The 19171-nt window shown below is 62.5% G+C and carries 16 protein-coding genes; 9 read left to right on the top strand and 7 right to left on the bottom strand.

The features are described 5' to 3' along the window. Positions 1-292: 292 nt before the first annotated feature. Positions 293-1249 carry a LysR family transcriptional regulator gene (locus NCR93_RS28755; RefSeq protein ID WP_175980131.1) on the top strand — a complete coding sequence of 319 codons (957 nt, stop codon included), beginning with the start codon at positions 293-295 and terminating at the stop codon, positions 1247-1249. On the opposite strand, the gene NCR93_RS28750 is transcribed toward NCR93_RS28755, so the two are convergent. From NCR93_RS28750 to NCR93_RS28735, 4 genes are all read right to left on the bottom strand, one after another. Then, positions 1246-3399, bottom strand: a complete 2154-nt coding sequence (locus NCR93_RS28750; RefSeq protein ID WP_175980132.1) for an FUSC family protein — start codon at positions 3397-3399, stop codon at positions 1246-1248. The two genes, NCR93_RS28755 and NCR93_RS28750, sit on opposite strands and share 4 nt — an antisense overlap. Further along, positions 3399-4322, bottom strand: coding sequence for an efflux RND transporter periplasmic adaptor subunit (locus NCR93_RS28745; protein WP_175980133.1), 924 nt, complete (start codon positions 4320-4322; stop codon positions 3399-3401). Before NCR93_RS28745 ends, NCR93_RS28750 begins: the two co-directional genes overlap by 1 nt. 70 nt (positions 4323-4392) lie before the next feature. Further along, the gene (locus NCR93_RS28740; protein ID WP_175980134.1) at positions 4393-4872 is read right to left on the bottom strand and encodes a nuclear transport factor 2 family protein; all 480 of its coding nucleotides are present in this window, start codon (positions 4870-4872) and stop codon (positions 4393-4395) included. Positions 4873-4883: 11 nt separating this feature from the next. Further along, positions 4884-5705, bottom strand: coding sequence for an alpha/beta fold hydrolase (locus tag NCR93_RS28735; RefSeq protein ID WP_175980135.1), 822 nt, complete (start codon positions 5703-5705; stop codon positions 4884-4886). 298 nt (positions 5706-6003) lie between these two features. Here NCR93_RS28735 and NCR93_RS28730 point away from each other — a divergent pair, with 298 nt between their 5' ends. From NCR93_RS28730 to NCR93_RS28720, 3 genes are read left to right on the top strand one after another with little or no spacing between them, the layout of a single operon-like run. After that, positions 6004-8346, top strand: coding sequence for an FdhF/YdeP family oxidoreductase (locus NCR93_RS28730; protein WP_175980136.1), 2343 nt, complete (start codon positions 6004-6006; stop codon positions 8344-8346). Then, positions 8339-9745 (top strand): cytochrome ubiquinol oxidase subunit I, encoded by a 1407-nt coding sequence (locus tag NCR93_RS28725; protein WP_175980137.1) that lies wholly within the window; start codon positions 8339-8341, stop codon positions 9743-9745. The genes NCR93_RS28730 and NCR93_RS28725 overlap by 8 nt, the downstream gene beginning before the upstream one ends. A 16-nt stretch (positions 9746-9761) precedes the next feature. Further along, a complete protein-coding gene (locus NCR93_RS28720; protein WP_175980138.1) occupies positions 9762-10751 on the top strand; it encodes a cytochrome d ubiquinol oxidase subunit II in 990 nt (329 codons plus the stop codon). A 79-nt stretch (positions 10752-10830) separates the two neighbouring features. On the opposite strand, the gene NCR93_RS28715 is transcribed toward NCR93_RS28720, so the two are convergent. Further along, positions 10831-11772, bottom strand: coding sequence for a helix-turn-helix transcriptional regulator (locus tag NCR93_RS28715; RefSeq protein ID WP_175980139.1), 942 nt, complete (start codon positions 11770-11772; stop codon positions 10831-10833). Positions 11773-12024: 252 nt separating this feature from the next. Between NCR93_RS28715 and NCR93_RS28710 the strand changes: the two genes are divergently transcribed. From NCR93_RS28710 to NCR93_RS28690, 5 genes are all read left to right on the top strand, one after another. Next, the gene (locus NCR93_RS28710; RefSeq protein WP_175980140.1) at positions 12025-12744 is read left to right on the top strand and encodes a FadR/GntR family transcriptional regulator; all 720 of its coding nucleotides are present in this window, start codon (positions 12025-12027) and stop codon (positions 12742-12744) included. Positions 12745-12844: 100 nt separating this feature from the next. Further along, complete coding sequence (locus NCR93_RS28705; protein WP_175980141.1) at positions 12845-13612, top strand: SDR family oxidoreductase; 768 nt, start codon at positions 12845-12847, stop codon at positions 13610-13612. A 13-nt stretch (positions 13613-13625) separates the two neighbouring features. Beyond that, entirely contained in the window at positions 13626-14945 is a 1320-nt protein-coding gene (locus NCR93_RS28700) for an MFS transporter (protein ID WP_239295320.1), read from the top strand. Between the two features lie 3 nt (positions 14946-14948). Then, complete coding sequence (locus NCR93_RS28695; protein WP_175980142.1) at positions 14949-16196, top strand: enolase C-terminal domain-like protein; 1248 nt, start codon at positions 14949-14951, stop codon at positions 16194-16196. 93 nt (positions 16197-16289) lie between these two features. Next, a complete protein-coding gene (locus NCR93_RS28690; protein ID WP_008346626.1) occupies positions 16290-17201 on the top strand; it encodes a LysR family transcriptional regulator in 912 nt (303 codons plus the stop codon). Here the strand turns inward: NCR93_RS28690 and NCR93_RS28685 are convergent. Both NCR93_RS28685 and NCR93_RS28680 read right to left on the bottom strand, forming a co-directional pair. Continuing rightward, positions 17192-18115, bottom strand: coding sequence for an SMP-30/gluconolactonase/LRE family protein (locus tag NCR93_RS28685; protein WP_175980143.1), 924 nt, complete (start codon positions 18113-18115; stop codon positions 17192-17194). The two genes, NCR93_RS28690 and NCR93_RS28685, sit on opposite strands and share 10 nt — an antisense overlap. A gap of 16 nt (positions 18116-18131) precedes the next feature. Then, on the bottom strand, positions 18132-19157 hold the full coding sequence (locus NCR93_RS28680) for an ABC transporter substrate-binding protein (RefSeq protein WP_175980144.1): 1026 nt from the start codon (positions 19155-19157) through the stop codon (positions 18132-18134). Positions 19158-19171: the final 14 nt, after the last annotated feature.

Genomic DNA, 19171 nt, shown 5'->3' with positions numbered 1-19171 from the left:
AAACAGAGCCAATCACACATCAAAAACACGACATCTGTATTTAGCCGGTGGTACGACATTTCAATTTTGCTTTGACATGTATTGTAGGTCCCAAGTTCAAATGTCGTCCTTGAGCAAAGTACATATGCCACACCTGCAGCGTTTCGAGTTCAAGTTGATCTGTCTTCACCCTATACGCAAGGATGACCTGACTGTATCCACGACTGATGGCGTCGAGCGCGTTGCGAACGTATCGTGAGTCCATCGCGCGGCAGGAGCGCGCCTGAATCTTCAGCCCGGAGACAAAGCCGACATGGACAAGCTCTTCAGCATGCGTGTGTTCTCGCGCGTCGCCGAGACCGGCAGTTTCAGCGGCGTCGCGAAAAGCATGGATTGCAGCGTCGGAATCGTCTCACGCGCGGTCGTTTCGCTCGAAGACAGCTTGCGCACGCGGCTCTTGCAGCGCACCACCCGCCGCGTGTCCCTCACCGATAGCGGCGAACGTTACTACCAGAAGTGCAAGGAGATCCTCGCTCAGATCGACAGCGCCGAAGCCGAGGCAAGCGACGCCGCCACCGTCCCGCGTGGACGCCTGCGCGTGCATGCTTCGCCGGACCTGGGTCTCGCGCAGTTGATGTCGGCCGTGGTGGAATACCGGCGCGCGCATCCGCAGGTGAGTGTCGATCTGAAGTTGCTGCCGGGCATGCCGGATCTCGTGCACCAACAGTTCGACGTCTCGGTGCTGGCGGCGGCGGCGCTCCCCGATTCGGGCAACGCGTACAGGATCGTCGGGCGCTTCGAGCGTGTGCTCGTCGCCGCGCCCGGCTATCTCAGGCGTCACGCGGTGGAATCCCTCGGCGATTTGCCGACGCACGCGCGCACGCGCATCAGCGCGCCTTTCGGACACCCGTGCGACTGGCACTCGGAATTCGCCACGGACTCAGGCAGCAGAGCCGAAAACGACAGTCAGATCATGGTGAACGATGCACAAGCAATGCGCGCCGCCCTGCTCGCGGGCGCCGGCGTCGGTGCGATGCCGCACTACGTCGTCGCCGACGACATCGCGTCCGGGCGACTCGTGCGGGTCTTTCCCGATCACGCGCTGCGAACGGCGTGCGTATATGCGGTCTATCCGTCGCGACAGCATATCGATGCGAAGACCAGAACCTTCGTCGAGTTGCTCGCATCCTCATTTCAGAACCGCTTCGACGCAGCGCCGCATTCCGCAGCGGGTCTCGCCTCGACCGTCGATCGCTTTGCTATTGCTTAGGCATGCGTATAACTACGTAAAAAGGGCGAATCGACATCCATCAGCACGCTACGCATGAAATGCAGCCGCGCGAGCAAGCTGCGCATGCGCAGGATCTCGTGGTCCGCGCCACGCATCGCTTCGATGCCGTGCATCGCGACTTCAATCTGGCGGTCGATCGCGCGAAGGCTCGCGTCGCGCGTGTTGTGCGACGGCGTATCGAGAAGTTGCATCAAACGCCGCATCGTCTCTTCCGTCGATGCGCGCCAGTCCGCAGCCACCATGCGAACCGCATCGACATCGCGACTATCGGTGCGAAATTCGATGGATGCGTGCCCCAGTTCCAGCACGACCAGAATCCACGAAAGCGCTTGACGATACTGTGCCGTTGGCTGCGGAAGCAGCGCGCGTATCTGAGCGATGAGATCGAACGTGCCCGACTGGAAGAGCTGCCTCGCGTCGTCGAGCGGCGCGGTGCATGCGACGTTCATCTGACGTCGCAGGTCGCGAGTCAACGCAGCGACGCGCCACGGCTTCTCGACAGGAAACACGAACGTCCATGCGACCGCACATGCAAGCATCGCGAGCGTAAGCGCGATGCCGCTATTCAACAGCGGCTCGGGTGCGTAACGGATGACGCGATCCGGTCCGCCGAGGATACAGAAGAAGATGCAGAAACTGAGGCCGAAGCCGGTGAACTTCGGTCTTGTCGCGAGGAATGCGCCGAGCCCGAGCAAGGGAGTGAGGACGAAGCACAGCAGTGGAAAGCCGTCGATCGCCGGATACACGTAGTCCAGCACCAGATACGCCGCGAGCGTCGATACAGCCGCGCCCGATGCCATCTGCAACGAGAACCGGATGGGCGTCGGCGAATTCGATCCCAACGCCGACACGGCCGCCGCGCCGATGATCGCGTAGCCGCCGGCGGGCCAGTCGCTCGACAACCACCAGGCGCCGATCGTTCCGAGCACCGCACACGTCATCAGGAACGTCACTGCGATCACGCTCGTGTTCGTGACAAAGACGCGCTTGATGTCCGACTCTTCGAAGACGTGCTTCTCGTTGACGAGCGATACATACGCATCGGCATAGTACGTCCAAGACGACACGTAGTCAGACAGCAATTGAACGGCAGCATCGAAATCCATCAGTGCTGGCGCGCTCACGGTGCGCGCGAGTTCCTCGCGATCCGCTTCCGCCCGCGCATTCAGACGCACGCCAAAAGCCGAGACGAGCGCGGCTCTGCGGCTGATCGTATCCTCATCGATCATTCCGGCATCGCGCGCGACGTCCAGCAAAGTCGCGAGTTCCGCGCAATAGGCGGCAACCACGTCGACCGCATGGCCACGACGCGTCGCCAGGAAACGATGCAGCGCATGCAGCCTCGTGCACAGATCCATGAACGCAGCATTGAGGCGCGCGAGACGACGCGAGCGCGATCGCACTTCGGGGTCTTCGAAAGAAGCGAATGCGCGCGTGGCTTCGAAGCCAATGACGCTGTCGATAAACTCGCCGTACTTCGTCAGGAAGCGTTCGTTGTCGATCTCGCCGCGCAACGCTTGCGCCGCGAACTTCGAGAACGATACGAAGCGCTCGCGACGGATATGTTTCAGCCGCGCGGACGACCATTGCGGCAGCACGATCGCGCTGACCACCCCGCTACAGACGATGGCGAGCAACACGGCCGCCGAACGGTTCAGCGCGGCGATGAAGAGCCCGTTCGGATCGGTCACGCTGGGAATGCCGATAAGCGCGCTCGTATAGCCCGCCAACACGAACGCATACCAGCGGAAGTTGCGATAGCGCAGCGCGGCGGCGGTGCAGAGCGACACCCACAGCGTCAGCGCACCGATATAAAGCGGCGGTTGCTGCGGGAATAGCGCACCGAGCATGACCGCGACGATGGTTCCGATGATCGTGCCGACCATCCGGTAAAAGCTCTTCGATAGCACCATGCCGCTCTGCGGCTGCATCAGCACGAAAACCGTTGTCATCGCCGTGCGCGGCGTGGGGATGTCGAGCTTCATCGCGATGCCCATGGCGATGAACGCGGCAGTGAGTGTCTTTGCCAGATGGAGCCAGACGAGACCATCGGTCGCCGCCCAGTGAGCAAGCCCGAGGCGCAGCGTGCTGCGTTGCGTACGACGGGATTCGATCGCCGCGTTTCGCATTACAACGCACTCTGCACACGCGCGATGACTTCATTCGCATATCGAACGATATGCCCTTGTGATAGCCCACTGTCGACGACGACCGTGCATGTCGTCCCCGCCGTCAGCTCGACGCCCTCCGGCACGCTGTCGATGCCGATCCGCACCGGCACGCGCTGCGCGAGCCGCACCCAATTGAAGACGGGATCGACGTTCGCGGTGAGGTCCATGCTTTGCGGATTGTCGCGGTCATAGATGCCCCGTGCGATGCTTTGCACATGACCTCGCAGCAGCGTTCCACTCATCAGGCGGATCTCCGCCGCCCGACCCACCTTCACTTCCGGCAGCTTCGTTTCCTCGAAGTAACCATAGACCCAGAACGAGTTTCGATCGACCACCGCGAGCTTCGGCGTCGAAATGCTCGCGTAGTCACCCTGCCATGTGTTCAGGTTCGTCACGTAGCCGTCGACCGGAGAAACGACGCGCGTTCGCGAAAGATTCAGCTTCGCAGCATCGAGCGCGGCTAGCGCCTGGTCGTAGGCAGCCTTCGCGGCATCGGCCTGAAGGCCGGAGTTCTGCTTGACTTCGTCGGAGACGACTTCATTGTCGAGAGCCGCGCGGCGCTTCGCATCGTCGCGACGCAGTGCCAGTTCCGCCCTGCTCGCGGCGACCTTCGCCTCGGCTTCGGCGACCGCGATGCGGTAATGCGACGGATCGATCTGCATCAGAAGATCCCCTCTTCTGACGAACTGATTGTCGTGCACCGGCACGCCGACGATCATGCCCGATACATCGGGCGCGATCGTGACGACATTGGCATGCACGCGGCCGTCGCGCGTCCAAGGCGCATCCATGTAGTGATCCCACAAGGTCTTGCCGATGAACGCGGCTATCAGGAAGAGCGCCATTGTGGCAAGTACGCTCCAGACTCGCTCGATTTTCATTGCGCTCTCTCGTCGATCGCATAGGGAATGCGACCCCGCACCGCGTTGCCCGGCGCGCGGCCTCTTCTGCTCAGAGCCCCAACTCGCTGAGCCCCGGATGATCGTCCGGTCTTCGGCCAAGCGGCCAATGAAACTTGCGTTCGCTTTCGGCGATCGGCACGTCGTTGATGCTCGCATGACGATGTCTCATCAGACCATCGAAGCCGAACGCCCAGTTCTCGTTGCCATAAGAACGGAACCAGTTGCCCGCATCGTCGCGCCATTCATAAGCGAAGCGCACGGCGATGCGATTGCCGCCGAACGCCCACAGCTCCTTGATGAGGCGGTAGTCCATTTCCTTGCGCCACTTTCTGTCGAGAAACGCGCGCACGTCCTCGCGACCGTGAACGAACTCCGCCCGATTGCGCCATTGCGTGTCGAGCGAATAGACGTGCGATACGCGATCGGGGTCGCGCGAGTTCCATCCGTCTTCGGCCTGACGCACTTTCTCGAGAGCCGTCTCGCGCGAGAACGGTGGAAATGGAGGGTGAGATTCCGGAATGTCTTTCATGGCTCTCACCATCACTTGCGAATGAACGCGAGCAGTTGCTCGTTCACGATATCGGCATGCGTTGTGCAGATGCCGTGCGGCGCGCCGGGAACGACGACGAGCGTGCCGTCGGGGACGATCTTCGCGGAGAGCTTGCCGGAGTCGTCGAGCGGCACGATCTGATCGGCGTCGCCTTGCAGCACCAGAGTCGGCATCGTCATCTTCCTGAGGTCTTCGGTGAAGTCCGTTTCCGAGAATGCCTCGATGCAGTCGTAGGCGCTCTTGATCGAGCACTGCATGCCCGCGAGCCAGAACCAGTCGATCGTGCCTTGCGAAGCGTGCGCGCCTTCGCGATTGAAGCCGAAGAAGGGCGTCGCCAGATCCTTGAAGAACTGCGAGCGGTTCCCGATAACGCCCTTGCGGATATCGTCAAAAACGGAAAACGGCAGGCCGCCGGGATTGGCCTCCGTCTTGAGCATCAAGGGCGGCACCGCCGAGATCAGCACGGCCTTCTTCACGCGCTTCGTGCCGTGACGGCCGATATAACGGGCGACTTCCCCACCGCCCGTCGAATGGCCGATGAACACGGCGTCTTGCACATCGAGGTGATCGATCAGCTCCGCGAGGTCGTCCGCATAGCGGCTCATGTCGTTGCCAGCCCACGTCTGGCCCGAGCGCCCGTGGCCGCGTCGATCGTGCGCGATCACTCGATAGCCACGCTCGGCGAGATACATCATTTGCGCGTCCCACGCGTCCGCGTTGAGCGGCCAGCCGTGCGACAGGACGACCGGCTGGCCCGAGCCCCAGTCCTTGTAAAACAGTTCGGTTCCGTCTTTCAGTGTGAATGTGGCCATTGCAATAGCTCCTTGAATGCTCGATCAGGCGCGCCGCTCATGCAGTCGATGTTCGGCACGGCGCGTAACGCGGCGGGTCCGTCGCGTAGGGAAGGAGTATTCACGGCCATCGAAACCCGGTCTTTTCGATGCAACCGGTGTTTTAGCGTATGCACGGCGATGGCGAAGCGGCAACGCCCGCTTTCGCAATTCGTGCGGATCGCAAACGGCCCGGCTTTTATGCAAAACCCCTCGTATGCGAACGACGATCATCACGTTTACCAAACCAACGAATGGCATTGTTTGCGAGGCGAAGGAAATGAGCGAGAAGAAAGCGATACGCATCTATAGCGAGCCTGCGGGCGGCTGGGGTGCATTGAAGGCCACCGGCGAGGCGCTGAAGATCCAGGGCATTGCCGTGTCGGGCGCGCAGACGCTGCTGCGCATGAACCAGCCGCAAGGCTTCGACTGCCCCGGCTGCGCATGGCCCGATCCGAAACATACTTCGTCGTTCGAGTTCTGCGAAAACGGCGCCAAGGCGGTTGCATGGGAGGCCACCGCGATGCGCTGCACGCCCGAGTTCTTCGCGCAGCACAGCGTCTCCGAGCTTGCGGCATGGAACGATTACGACCTCGAGATGGCGGGCCGTCTCACGCACCCGATGGTCTATGACCCGGAATCGGACCGCTACGTGCCGATCGAATGGAACGATGCGTTCGCCCTCGTCGGCCGTCATCTCGACGCGCTCGAACATCCGGATCAGGCGGACTTCTACACGTCCGGCCGCGCGTCGAACGAAGCGGCGTTTCTGTACCAGATCTTCGTGCGCGAATTCGGCACCAACAACTTCCCCGACTGCTCGAACATGTGTCACGAGGCGACCAGCGTGGGCCTGCCGCAATCCATCGGCGTCGGTAAAGGCACTGTGCTGCTCGAAGACTTCGAGCATGCGGACGCGATCTTCATCTTCGGTCAGAATCCCGGCACCAACAGCCCGCGCATGATGAGCGACCTGCACGCCGCAGCCCGCCGCGGTGCGAAGATCGTGTCGTTCAATCCGTTTCGCGAGCGCGCACTGGAACGCTTCGCATCGCCGCAAAATCCGGTCGAGATGGCGACGCTCGGTTACACGAACATCAGCTCGTTTCTCTATCAGGTGCGCGTGGGTGGCGACGTGGCCGCGCTCAAGGGCATGATGAAGGCGATCGTCGAAGCCGACGATGCCGCCCTCGCCTGCGATCAGCCGCGCGTGCTCGATATCGAGTTCATCGAAGGCCATACGCACGGCATCGAAGCGCTGCTCGCCGATCTGCGCGCGACGCCGTGGGACGCGATCGAACGTCACGCAGGACTCACGCGCGACGAGATCACGAACGCGGCGAACATCTACATGCGCGCGAACAATGCGATCCTTGTTTACGGCATGGGCATCACGCAGCATCGCCGCGGCACGGAGGCAGTGCAGCAGATCGCGAACCTCGCGCTGTTGCGCGGCAATGTCGGGCGGCCGGGGGCGGGCATCTGTCCGGTGCGCGGACACTCGAACGTGCAAGGCAATCGCACGGTCGGCATCACGGAGAAGCCGAGCGCGCAACTGATCGCGGGCATCGAGCGCGCGTTCGGCTTCACGCCGCCGCCCACGCATGGCAACGATGTAGTCGCCACGCTCGAATCGATGATGCGCGGCGAAGCGAAGGTCTTCATCGCGCTGGGCGGCAATTTCGCGGCGGCGATTCCCGACTGGGAACGCATGCAAAGCGCGATTCGCAAGCTGAATCTGACGGTGCATATCGCGACCAAGCTCAATCGCAGTCATCTCGTACATGGCAAGGACGCGCTGATACTGCCCTGCCTCGGCCGAACCGAGATCGACATTCAGGCGGACGGGCCGCAGTCGATCACCGTCGAGGATTCGATGTCGATGGTGCATGCGTCCGCCGGGCGCAACGATCCCGCATCGCCGTATTTGATGAGCGAGCCGGCCATCGTGGCGGGCATGGCGCGCGCCACGCTCGGCGAGAAGTCACGCGTGCCCTGGGAGCATCTCGTCGCGAGCTATGACCGCATCCGCGACGCGATCGAGATCGTCTTTCCGGTCTTTCAGGCGTACAACGCGCGCATTCGCGTGCCGGGCGGCTTCCATCTGAGCTCGCCGGCGCGCGAGCGCGTGTGGGACACGAACACCGGCCGCGCGAATTTCCTCGTTTTCGACGGTCTCGATGAAGATCCCGCGCAGGACGATCCCGAAGCGCTCTCGCTCACGACGATGCGCAGCCACGATCAGTACAACACGACGCTCTATTCGCATTCGGATCGCTATCGCGGCGTGTTCGGTCAGCGCGACGTGGTGTTCATGAACGCGCGCGAGCTGGCGAAACGCAAGCTGCGTGCGGGCGATCGCGTCGATATCCGGGCCATTGCGCAAGACGGTATCGAGCGCGTCATCCGCAACTTCAAGATCGTCGAGTACGCGCTTCCCGACGGGTGCTGCGGTGCGTACTACCCGGAAGTCAATCCGCTCGTGCCGCTTCATGCGTTCGACCCGCAAAGCCGCACGCCTGCCTACAAGTCGGTGCCTGTCAAGGTCGTGCGTAGCGGCGCTGTCGACGATTACGCCTCGAGCGCCACCGATCAACGACACGGAACCGGACATCATGCTTGATCACGCACTCGACCTGTCGCGCGCGCAGTTCGCGATGACCGCGATCTTCCACATACTCTGGCCGATTCTCACCATCAGCCTTTCCGCGTTTCTCGTGCTCGTCGAAGTGCTGTGGATCCGCACCGGCGACGTTGCGTATTACCGGCACGCGCGTTTCTGGAGCAAGCTGCTCGTGCTGAACTTCGCGGTCGGCGTCGTGAGCGGCATTCCGATGGAGTTCCAGTTCGGCACCAACTGGGCCGGCTTCTCGCAGTTCAGCGGCCAGTTCATCGGCAATATCTTGGGCTTCGAAGGCGCGATGGCCTTCATGCTCGAAGCAGGTTTCATCGGCGTGATGCTGCTCGGCTGGGGACGGGTGTCGCGCGGCGTGCACCTGTTCGCCACGTCGATGGTCGCGCTCGGCTCCAGCATCTCGGCGTTCTGGATCATGGTCGCCAACTCGTGGATGCAGACTCCGGCGGGCTATTCCATCGTCGACGGAAAGATCGTCGTGACGGATTTTCTCGCGGCGATCTTCAACCCCGACATGGTCTGGGGCTTGGGGCACATGTGGGTCGCGGCCATCGAGACGGGCATGTTCGTCATCGCCGGCATATCAGCGTGGAATCTCTACCGGCGGCGTCATCCGGAGTTCTTCGTGCGCTCGTTTCGTCTCGCGCTGCTGGTGCTGGTGTTCGTCGCGCCCTTGCAGATCTGGCTGGGCGATTCGAGCGGCGTGAGTGTGTTCGAGACACAACCTGCGAAGGGCGCGGCCATCGAAGGGCACTGGAAGACGAATGCGCCGGGCACAGGCGCGTCCTGGTCCCTGCTCGCCTGGCCGGACCGGGAGGCGCAACGCAACGACTGGTCCATCGAGGTGCCCGGCATGCTGAGCGTGCTCGGCACGCACTCGCTGCACGGACAGGTGAAAGGACTGACCGACTTCGCCCGCGACGATCAGCCGCCCGCACTGCCGCTGCTCTACTACGCGTTCCGCGTCATGGCGGGCATCGGCTTCGCGTTCATGCTGCTTGCGTTCTGGACCGCGTATGCGCTGCGCAAGACGCGCGGAAAGCTCGATGCGCTGCTCGCCCGGCGCAAGCTGTTGCTCGCGTGGGTGCTCTGCATCCCGTTGCCCTACGTGGCGGTGGAAGCGGGCTGGATCGTGCGCGAAGTCGGCCGGCAACCGTGGGTCGTGTACGGCTTGCAGCGCACGCGCGATGCCGTCTCGTCGGTTCCGGCCTCTTCGGTCTCGCTCAGTATCGCGATGTTCCTCGCCTTCTACGCCGTGCTGCTGTTCACGTTCTTCGTGCTCGCAAGACGGTGGCTGCGCGCCGGCCCCGATCTGGACATCATGCCGCCCGCCGCGATGGCCGGCGAGACGGCTCGATCGAAAGCGAACGCCGTCACCGGTTACTGAACTCAGGAGTCTGCAAATGGATAGTGCCGTTCATACGATGCTCGCCGATACATGGTTCGGCCTGATCGGGCTGATGCTCGTCTTCTATGTCGTCACCGATGGTTTCGATCTCGGCGTCGGCATCCTCACGCTGCTGCGCAGGCAGTCCGCCGACCGCGATGTCATGGTCCAGTCGATCGGTCATGTATGGGACGCCAACGAAACGTGGCTCGTCGTGCTGGGCGGCGCACTGTTCGGCGCGTTTCCCGCCGCCTATGCGCTGCTGATGGAGCATCTCTATTTGCCCGTCATGGCGCTGATCGCGGGATTGATCATGCGTGGCGCCGCAATCGAGTTTCGTCATACCGTGGATCAGGGTCCGCTCTGGGACAAGGTGTTCGGCATCGGCAGCCTGATCGCGGCGCTCTCGCAGGGCGTCGTGCTCGGCAAGGTCATCACGGGGCTCGCGCCCGGCAAGGTGGCGCTCGCGTTCGTCGTCGTCACGGCGATGGGCGTCGTCGCGGGCTACTGCCTGCTCGGCGCGACCTGGCTCGTCGGGAAGACCTCGGGCATGGTCGAGCAATGGGCGCGCAGGATGTCCCTGCTGAGCGCGATGTTCACGGTGGCCGCCGCCGCGCCGCTCACGCTGGCGACGTGGTTCAGGAGCGATATCGGTCATGCGCGGTGGTCGCAACCGGGCGTCATGCATCTGCTGATCGTGCTCGCACTCGGCGCCGTGGCCGCGTTGGCGTTCATCATGGCATCGCTCTATCTCGGCAGTTCGCGCGGGCCGTTCCGCGCATCGGTAGCGCTCTTCGTGCTGTCTTTCGCGGGACTGGCGATCAGCGTGTTCCCCGATTTCATTCCGGGCAAGCTGGGCGTTCTCGAAGCCGCTTCCGACTCGCCGACGCTCGCGTTCATGCTCATCGGCATCGGACTCGTCTTTCCGGTGATGATCGGCTACAACCTTTATCAGTATCACATCTTCCGCGGCAAGCTCGCGGGCGGCGCGCACGCGGGAGAGTGAACGATCTTCGTTGATGGACACGAAAACGCCGCCCTGGGGCGGCGTTTCATTGAAGTCGCGCCATTCGATCGGACAGCGCTCATGCCGCGTCGAGCGTCGTCTGCCAGTGCTTCGGCGTAGCGCCGACCAGACGCTTGAAGACCGTCGTGAAGTGCGCCTGCGAGCGGAATCCGCAGGAAAGCGCGACATCGAGAATGCTGTGCTTCGAGGTGCGCAAAAGCGCCTGCGCGTGATCGATGCGCTTTTGCAGCAGGTATTCGTGCGGGCGCATGCCGGTGGCGCGCCGAAATTGCGCAGCGAAATGCATCCGTGTGAGTCCGGTGCTCGCGGCGATGTCGGCCAGGCTGATGTTGTCGGCCAGATGCGATTCGACGAACTCCGATACGCGGTTGATGCGCCATTGCGGCAGCGCCGAAGGCTCGCGTCCGCGCACGGCCGGCGCCGAGAAATGACGCGCGACGAGCCGCGACACGATTGCACAGGCGACGCTGTCGATGAACACTCTGCCAGGCGCCGCGCCTTCCGTCTTGCAGACGGCGAGCGCTTGTCCCAGACGTTCGAGCGCGGGATCGCGTATCAGCTTCGGATCGTCGAGCACGATGTCGCCCGCATGCGGCCGCTGGAACAGATCCTCGTAGCATTCCGCCAATGCCCGCTGCGGCACGAAGAGATGCAGCACATCCATCGCGGATTCGAACACGGCCGAGACGCGCGTCGCGGGCGCGGTCACTTGGACCACGCCGGCCGGCACGCGCCCGTGCAGCAGCTTGCGGCCCGCATGACGAAAGATCAGTTGCGCGCACCGGAGATTCAGGCTGACGCAATGATGCGTGCCGCTGCCTTCGTTGACGGCTTCGAGCGGCGCTTCGCCGTGATGCAGCCAGCGAGACATTGCCATTCGCTCGGACTGCGCATCCGCTGCGGGCTGCAGCACGCGCGGGCTTGGGCTGCGCCATCGGTCTTCGAGTTCGATCAGGGGCGCGCGCGGCGTCCCGGCTTGCGAAAGCAGGTCGAGCGTCATGATGTTTCCTTCTCTTGCTTGGATCTGACGGCGTGCCGAAGACCGGCACAGCGATGACTCAACGTTAAAGAAACGGAAAAGGCCCGCCTAGCCGTACAAAAGGTTGACTGCCCCGCCGAATGGTTGAGCCGACCTATATCAAGGTTTCATGCCCGCGTCGGGCAATGCACTTGCACCGGGTCAACCCCGATTGTTCCGATGAAAGATCGTCTGCTACCTTCCAAATCATACGTATGATCTAGAGGGAGCTGAATGCCGACCTTGCACAGGCAAGTCCTCAATCAAATGGGCGAACAGATCTGCGCGGGCAAATTCGCGCCCGGCGACATCCTGCCGGCCGAAGGCGAACTCGCCGAACTCATGCAGGTGAGCCGCATCACGATTCGCGAGACGATGAAGTCGCTGTCCGCGAAAGGCATGCTGCAGGTGCGGCGCCGTCACGGCACGATCGTGTTGCCGCGCTCGCACTGGCAGTTGTTCGATCCCGACGTCATCACATGGCGCGCACGTTCGGGCGTGGTCGATGACGACCTCATCCGCGACCTGATGGAACTGCGCACGATCATCGAGCCGAATGCCGCGAAGCTCGCGGCGAAGCGCGCGACGCCCGAGGACCGCATCGCGGTGCGTCGCGCATTCAAGGCGATGGAGCGCGCCGTTGCAGGACAAGGCGAATACGTGCCGGCGGACCTCGCGTTCCACGGTGCGATTCTCACGGCATGCCACAACCAGTTTGTTCAGCAGATGCAAAACGCGCTCTCCGCAATTCTGCGCACGAGCTTTGAGTTGAGCTCGGAGATCGAGGGCGGCCCCGCCCGCTCGCTGCCGATGCACGAAGCGTTGTGCATCGCGATCGAACAAGGCGATGCACATGCGGCGGAGCAAGCCGTGCTCACGCTGATCGAACGCGCGGAAAAGGACTTCGACGATCGCGCGGCGCTTGCCCGCACCGTGAACGACACGCCTTCATAGCAATACATCATCGTTTGGCAACCAGGAACGCAGCCTCGCCAAAGAGGCTGCGCGGACGCGCTCGCGTCGACGTTTCGACCGCATCACATAAGGAACACGCATGAACAAGTTGTTCGATCTCAATGGCCGAACGGCCCTCGTCACGGGTTCGGCACGCGGCATTGGCTACGCGCTCGTGGAAGGACTGGCGAGGGCGGGTGCGCGCGTTATCGTCAACGGCACGAAAGCCGAAACCGTCGATGCCGCTGTCGGCCGTCTGCAGGCACAAGGCTTCGACGCACGCGGCCGCGCATTCGACGTCACCGATGAAGCGTCGGTTGCCGCTGCGTTCGCCGCGTGGGATGCGGAGGGCATCGAAGTGGATATCGTCGTGAATAACGCGGGCATTCAGTTCCGCAAGCCGATGATCGAGCTCGCGCTCGCCGACTGGCAACGCGTGATCGATACCAATCTGACGAGCGCATTCATCGTCGCGAAGGAAGCCGCGCGTCGCATGATCGAGCGCAAGCGCGGCGGCAAGATCATCAACATCGGTTCGCTTACGAGCGAAGGCGCGCGCGCGACCGTTGCGCCTTACACGGCCGCAAAAGGCGGCATCAAGATGCTCACGCGCGCCATGAGCGCCGAATGGGCGTCATTCGATATTCAGGCGAACGCGATCGGCCCCGGCTACATCCTGACGGACATGAATCAGGCGCTCGTGGATAACGCGGACTTCGACAAGTGGGTCAAGAACAGCAATCCGTCGCAACGCTGGGGCAAGCCGGAAGAGCTCGTCGGTACGGCGGTGTACCTCGCGTCGTCTGCATCGAGCTATGTGAACGGGCAAATCATTTACGTCGATGGCGGCTGGCTCGCCGTACTTTGACATCGGAGACATCATGGACAACATCAAAACGGTCGCACCGCAAAGATGGTGGCATCTCATGCCGGTCATCTTCATCACGTACAGCCTCGCTTATCTGGATCGCGCGAACTACGGCTTTGCGGCGGCCGCGGGCATCGACAAGGATCTGGGCATCACGTCGGCGACCTCGTCGCTGATCGGCTCGCTGTTCTTCCTCGGATACTGCCTGTTTCAAGTGCCCGGCGCGATCTACGCACAGAAGAACAGCGTCAAGAAGCTGATCTTCGCGAGCCTCATCTTGTGGGGCCTATGCGCCGCCGCGACCGGCATGGTGAGCAACATTCCGACGTTGATGGCGCTGCGCTTCATCCTCGGCATCGTCGAAGCGGCGGTGATGCCGTCAATGCTCATGTACATCAGCCGATGGTTCACGCGCACGGAACGCTCACGCGCGAATACGTTCCTCATTCTCGGCAATCCGGTCACGGTGCTGTGGATGTCGATCGTGTCGGGCTATCTCATTCGCAACTTCGGCTGGCGCGAAATGTTCGTGATCGAAGGCGTGCCCGCGATTCTGTGGGCCATCGTGTGGTGGTTCACGGTAAAGGATCGTCCCGCCGATGCCCCTTGGATGAGCGACAAGGAGAAAGCCGATTTCGATGCCATCCTCAAGTCCGAGCAGGCGCATATCGCGCCGGTGCGGGACTACAAGGCGGCGTTCCGTTCGTCCATCGTGCTCAAGTGCTGCGCCATTCACGCGTTGTGGAGTATCGGCGTGTACGGCTTCATCATGTGGCTGCCGTCGATTCTGAAGTCGGCGTCGAAAACGATCGATATCGTCTCGGTCGGCTGGCTCTCCGCCGTGCCGTATCTCGCGGCCATCGTTTTGATGCTGCTCGCATCATATCTGTCCGATAAAACGCGCAATCGAAAGCTCTTCGTGTGGCCGTTATTGTTGATCGGCACGGTCGCGTTCGTGGGTTCGTATCTCGTCGGCACGTCGAATTTCTGGCTGTCGTTCACGTTGCTCGTGATCGCGGGCGCCACGATGTACGCGCCTTACGGACCGTTCTTCGCGCTCGTCCCCGAGCTGATTCCGAGCAATGTGCTCGGCGGCGCGATCGGTCTCATCAACGCGTGCGGTGCGCTCGGCGCCTTCCTCGGCGCGTGGCTCGTCGGCTATCTGAACGGTGCGACGGGCAGTCCTTCCGCATCGTATGTGTTCATGGCCGCGGCGCTGCTCGCGTCGGTCGTCCTCATGATGCTGGTGCCCGCGCAGACCGGCCAGCGCTCGACACCCAAGGGAGGCACGGGCAGCAAGTCCGATTCCGTGACTTCGCTTCTCGTGAAATAACTCATGGCAACGCTCATCACCGACGTCAAGGTCATCCTGACCGCGCCTGAAGGCATCAATCTCATCGTCGTCAGGGTCGAGACGAATCAGCCCGGCTTGTATGGGCTCGGCTGCGCGACCTTCGCGTACCGGCATCTCGCGGTCAAGTGCCTGATCGAAGATTACTTGCGGCCCTTGCTGATCGGGCGCGATGCCGAGGCGATCGAAGAGCTCTGGCAATTGATGCATCAGAACGCGTACTGGCGCAATGGACCGATCGAAAACAACGCGATCTCGGGCATCGATATGGCGTTGTGGGACATCAAGGGCAAGCAGGCGAACATGCCGCTGTATCAGTTGTTCGGCGGCAAGGTGCGCGAAGGCGTGCCGATCTATCGTCATGCGGATGGCCGCGATCTCAACGAACTCTGCGACAACATTCAGCGATATCGCGAGCAGGGCATCACGCATGTTCGCTGTCAAAGCGGCGGATACGGCGGCGGCGCATTCGGCCGCGCGCCATCGAATGCGCCGGAAGGCGCTGCGGACGGCATTTACCTCGACAGCCGCAAGTACATTCGCGACACGCTCAAGCTGTTCGATGGCATCCGCAGCAAGATCGGCTTCGATGTCGCGTTGTGCCACGACGTGCATGAGCGTCTGAAGCCGGTGGAGGCGATTCGCTTCGCCCGCGAGCTCGAGCCTTTCGAGTTGTTCTTTCTCGAAGATGCGATCGCGCTCGAAGAAGGCGAATGGATGCGCCAGCTGCGCGAGAAAACCACGACGCCGCTGGCGCAAGGCGAGCTATTCAACAATCCGTATGAATGGCGCTTTCTGATTACGGAGCGGTTGATCGACTTCATTCGCGTGCATCTGAGTCAGATCGGCGGCATCACCGCGGCGCGAAAACTGCAGATCTTCGCCGAGCAATTCGGCGTGCGGACAGCCTGGCATGGTCCGGGCGACATGTCGCCGCTCGCGCACGCAGCGAACATTCATATCGACCTTGCATCGCGTAATTTCGGCGTGCAGGAATGGTCGGGCACCGAGCCGCCGAACTTCGTGATTCAGGAACTGAAAGGTCCGCGTGAGGCACTGCTCGATGTGTTCCCGGGACTTCCTCAGTTTCGCAACGGCTTCGTTCATGCCAACGAAAAGCCGGGCTTGGGCGTCGATCTCGATGAGCGTGAAGCGGCGAAGTATCCGTGCGAGCGTAACGTCACGCTATGGACGCAGACGCGCTTGATGGACGGCGGGTTGCAGACACCCTGACGGCTGCGCTCGATTGACTTCCTGCCGGCTCCATGGCTATTCTCGCGTCATGAAAACGTCGCGGCGCGAGCGATCGCGTCCCCGGAGATTCACTTGCGCTTCGACCTCCAATCGCTGAAGCTTTTCGTCGCCGTCTGCGAACACGGCAGCATCGCGCGGGCTGCGGAATTCGAGAACATCGCGGCTTCGGCGCTCAGCAAGCGCATGTCGCAGCTCGAAGACATCCTCAAGACGGCGTTGTTCGTGCGTAGCAACAAGGGGCTGGAATTGACCGTCGCGGCGGCAGCACTGCTGCAACACGCACGGACGCTGCTGCGCGACATCCAGCAGATGGAAAGCGAATTGCTCGACCACGCGGAAGGCGTTCGCGGTCAGATCCGGCTACACGCCAGCCTCTCCACCATCGTCCAGTACATCGCCAAGGATATCCGCGATTTCCTGGATCTCCATCCAGCTTTGCGCATCGACCTTCAGGAGAGCCTGAGCCCTGCTGTCGTGCGCGCCGTTTCCGAAAACACTGCCGATATCGGCGTATTCGGCGGCACCACGGTAACTGCCGGCCTGCAGGTCTATCCGTACCGAAGCGACCGCCTCGTGGTCATCATGCCGCCCGATCATCCGCTGGGCCGTGCCGGCCGTCTCAAGTTTCGCGAGGTGGCGCGATATCCGCTCGTGGGGCCTCAGGAAGGAAGCTATCTGAATTCGCTGGTGTTGCGCGCGGCGGCAGACCTCGACCATCCGCTCAAGCTGTCTATCCGGGTCAATGGCTTCGAGCCGGTGCGCAGCATGGTCGAAGCGCGCCTTGGCGTGGGACTCGTGCCCGAGCATCACGCCGAGCGCTACGTCAGCTCGGCGCCGCTGGTTGCTGTCCTGCTGGACGAACCGTGGGCCGAGCGGCACTGGAAAATCTGCGTGCGTGAGGCAGAGTCACTTCCCGCACCCGTCCAGCTCTTCCTCAAACACCTGCTCGCAAGCGCGCAGCAGCAGCCCGGCAATCACGAATAAGCTAGCCTCAATCCGGGTTCCGGCCACGACAGCGCACCCAGACGCCCGGTGCCGGACATCGTGACATACGCTGTCTTCATGTCGGCGCCTCCGAAGCAGATGTTCGTCACCATGCCGTCGGGGACCATGACTTGCCGCATCACCTCGCCGGTCGGCGCGACCACGGTGATGCAACCCGTGACGAGCGTCGCTACGCAAATGTTTCCTGCCGCGTCCACGGCCAGGCTGTCGAATCGCTGGTAGCCCGGAAGCCCGCACACGAGACGTCCGCCGTGCGGCGATGGATACGGATGCTTGCGCGCCCGGCCGGGTTCCTCCAGGTCGAACGCCCATAAGCGCGCCGTTTCTGTTTCGGCGACGTAGACCACGCGATCGTCGGGCGACAGACCGACGCCGTTCGCGGTAGTAAGCGGATACGCGACTTCGACGATCATCGACCCGTCGGCTCGCGCGTAATAAAGACCCGCGTGATCGCGATCGCGCAGCCGGTTCTTGCCGAAATCAGTGAAGTAAAAACCGCCTTCGTGGTCGAACACGATGTCGTTCGGCCCGCACAGCGGTTGATCGCCGCAGCGGTCGTAGAGCGTCGTCAGCGTGCCCGTGCGCGGGTCGAACCGTTCGATCCGCCCACTCGTATAGCCTGGATGGATACCCGGCCGAGTGCGATTGAGCCCCGCAACGGTACGGAACAGGAATCCCCCGTTGTTGCAGATGTAGAAAGCGCCGTCCGGACCCACAGCGAGACCGTTCGGCCCTCCGCCTGTTTCCGCAACGACGCTCACGCTGCCGTCGACGGATACGCGGCTGATCGTCTCGCGCTCGATTTCGACCAGCACGACCGAGCCATCGGCCATCGCCACCGGTCCCTCGGGGAACATCAGGCCCTCCGCCAGGATGCGGATGTCGCTCTCCATGTCTGGTCTCCTCGGTTCAACGCTTGTCCGCATTCTCGACGAAACGGTTGTCGTATGTGGCCTTCAGATCGATCGATGCTTTGCCGATTTCGGGATCGAATGCGGTCAGGACATCGTGTACGGTATGCGCGGCGGCGTCCGTCATCAGGCCGTCGCGCGAAATGCAGCTTCGCATGTTGGCGTACGCACGAGCGAAGACATCCTTTTCGGCCAGCGCATATTGCTGCGGCACGGCGGCGGCGACCTGTTCGGGCGTCGCATGCGCCATCCAGCGCTCGGCCTCGACGATCGCATTCGTCACCGCTTGCACGGTATTCGGATACTTGACGAGAAAATCTCTCGTCGTGTACATGGCCGCTTCCGGATAGTCGCCGCCCAGTGTCGCGCGCGTGCCGGCCGGGTCTCGCATCACGGCCAACGGAAACAGATCGCCGCTGCCCTGCAGAACGGTGGCGACCGGGTCGTTGCTCATCAACGCGTCGATCTGACCGCTGCGCGCCGCAGCGATCGCTCCGGCAGATGAACCCACGCCGATGATCGACACGTCGCCGGGCTTCAAGCCGGACTTGCTCAGCAGATAGTTCACGCCCATATGAAAGCTCGATCCGGGCGAACTCACGCCGATACGCATGCCTTTCAGGTCCGCATAAGTCTTGACCTTGTCGTGGCTCGCGCGCGTCGCACCGAACACCCATCCGGGGCACGAGGCCAGCGTCACGAACGAGACCAGCTTCTGCCCCTTGGCGGCCATGGTTATCGTATTGGAGTAGGCGCCTGCCACGATGTCGGCACTTCCGCCCATCATCGCCTGCAGAGCCTTAGCGCCTCCGCTGAACACGCCGATTTCGACATCCAGCCCGGCCTGTTTGAAGTAGCCCCGGCTGTCCGCAATGACGAACGGCAGGTAAGGAAAGCCGACGCCCGCCGCCGCCAGATGCAGCTTCGGCTTCTCCGGCACAGGCGCGCCGCTCGCGGCCGATGCAGTCGAGACGGCAGCGAAGATTGCCAATGCAATGGAAACCTGACGCCAAAGCGCTGTCACGATAGTTTGTCTCC

Source organism: Caballeronia sp. ATUFL_F1_KS39, from assembly GCF_023630985.1.
Lineage (GTDB): Bacteria > Pseudomonadota > Gammaproteobacteria > Burkholderiales > Burkholderiaceae > Caballeronia > Caballeronia zhejiangensis.
Note: the sequence above shows the minus strand (reverse complement) of the source record. Positions and strands in the feature narration are given on the sequence as shown.

Coding starts and splice junctions, on each gene's coding strand:
- NCR93_RS28755 (WP_175980131.1), top strand. CDS start 293: ATGGACAAGCTCTTCAGCATGCGTGTGTTCTCGCGCGTCGCCGAGACC.
- NCR93_RS28750 (WP_175980132.1), bottom strand. CDS start 3,399: ATGCGAAACGCGGCGATCGAATCCCGTCGTACGCAACGCAGCACGCTG.
- NCR93_RS28745 (WP_175980133.1), bottom strand. CDS start 4,322: ATGAAAATCGAGCGAGTCTGGAGCGTACTTGCCACAATGGCGCTCTTC.
- NCR93_RS28740 (WP_175980134.1), bottom strand. CDS start 4,872: ATGAAAGACATTCCGGAATCTCACCCTCCATTTCCACCGTTCTCGCGC.
- NCR93_RS28735 (WP_175980135.1), bottom strand. CDS start 5,705: ATGGCCACATTCACACTGAAAGACGGAACCGAACTGTTTTACAAGGAC.
- NCR93_RS28730 (WP_175980136.1), top strand. CDS start 6,004: ATGAGCGAGAAGAAAGCGATACGCATCTATAGCGAGCCTGCGGGCGGC.
- NCR93_RS28725 (WP_175980137.1), top strand. CDS start 8,339: ATGCTTGATCACGCACTCGACCTGTCGCGCGCGCAGTTCGCGATGACC.
- NCR93_RS28720 (WP_175980138.1), top strand. CDS start 9,762: ATGGATAGTGCCGTTCATACGATGCTCGCCGATACATGGTTCGGCCTG.
- NCR93_RS28715 (WP_175980139.1), bottom strand. CDS start 11,772: ATGACGCTCGACCTGCTTTCGCAAGCCGGGACGCCGCGCGCGCCCCTG.
- NCR93_RS28710 (WP_175980140.1), top strand. CDS start 12,025: ATGCCGACCTTGCACAGGCAAGTCCTCAATCAAATGGGCGAACAGATC.
- NCR93_RS28705 (WP_175980141.1), top strand. CDS start 12,845: ATGAACAAGTTGTTCGATCTCAATGGCCGAACGGCCCTCGTCACGGGT.
- NCR93_RS28700 (WP_239295320.1), top strand. CDS start 13,626: ATGGACAACATCAAAACGGTCGCACCGCAAAGATGGTGGCATCTCATG.
- NCR93_RS28695 (WP_175980142.1), top strand. CDS start 14,949: ATGGCAACGCTCATCACCGACGTCAAGGTCATCCTGACCGCGCCTGAA.
- NCR93_RS28685 (WP_175980143.1), bottom strand. CDS start 18,115: ATGGAGAGCGACATCCGCATCCTGGCGGAGGGCCTGATGTTCCCCGAG.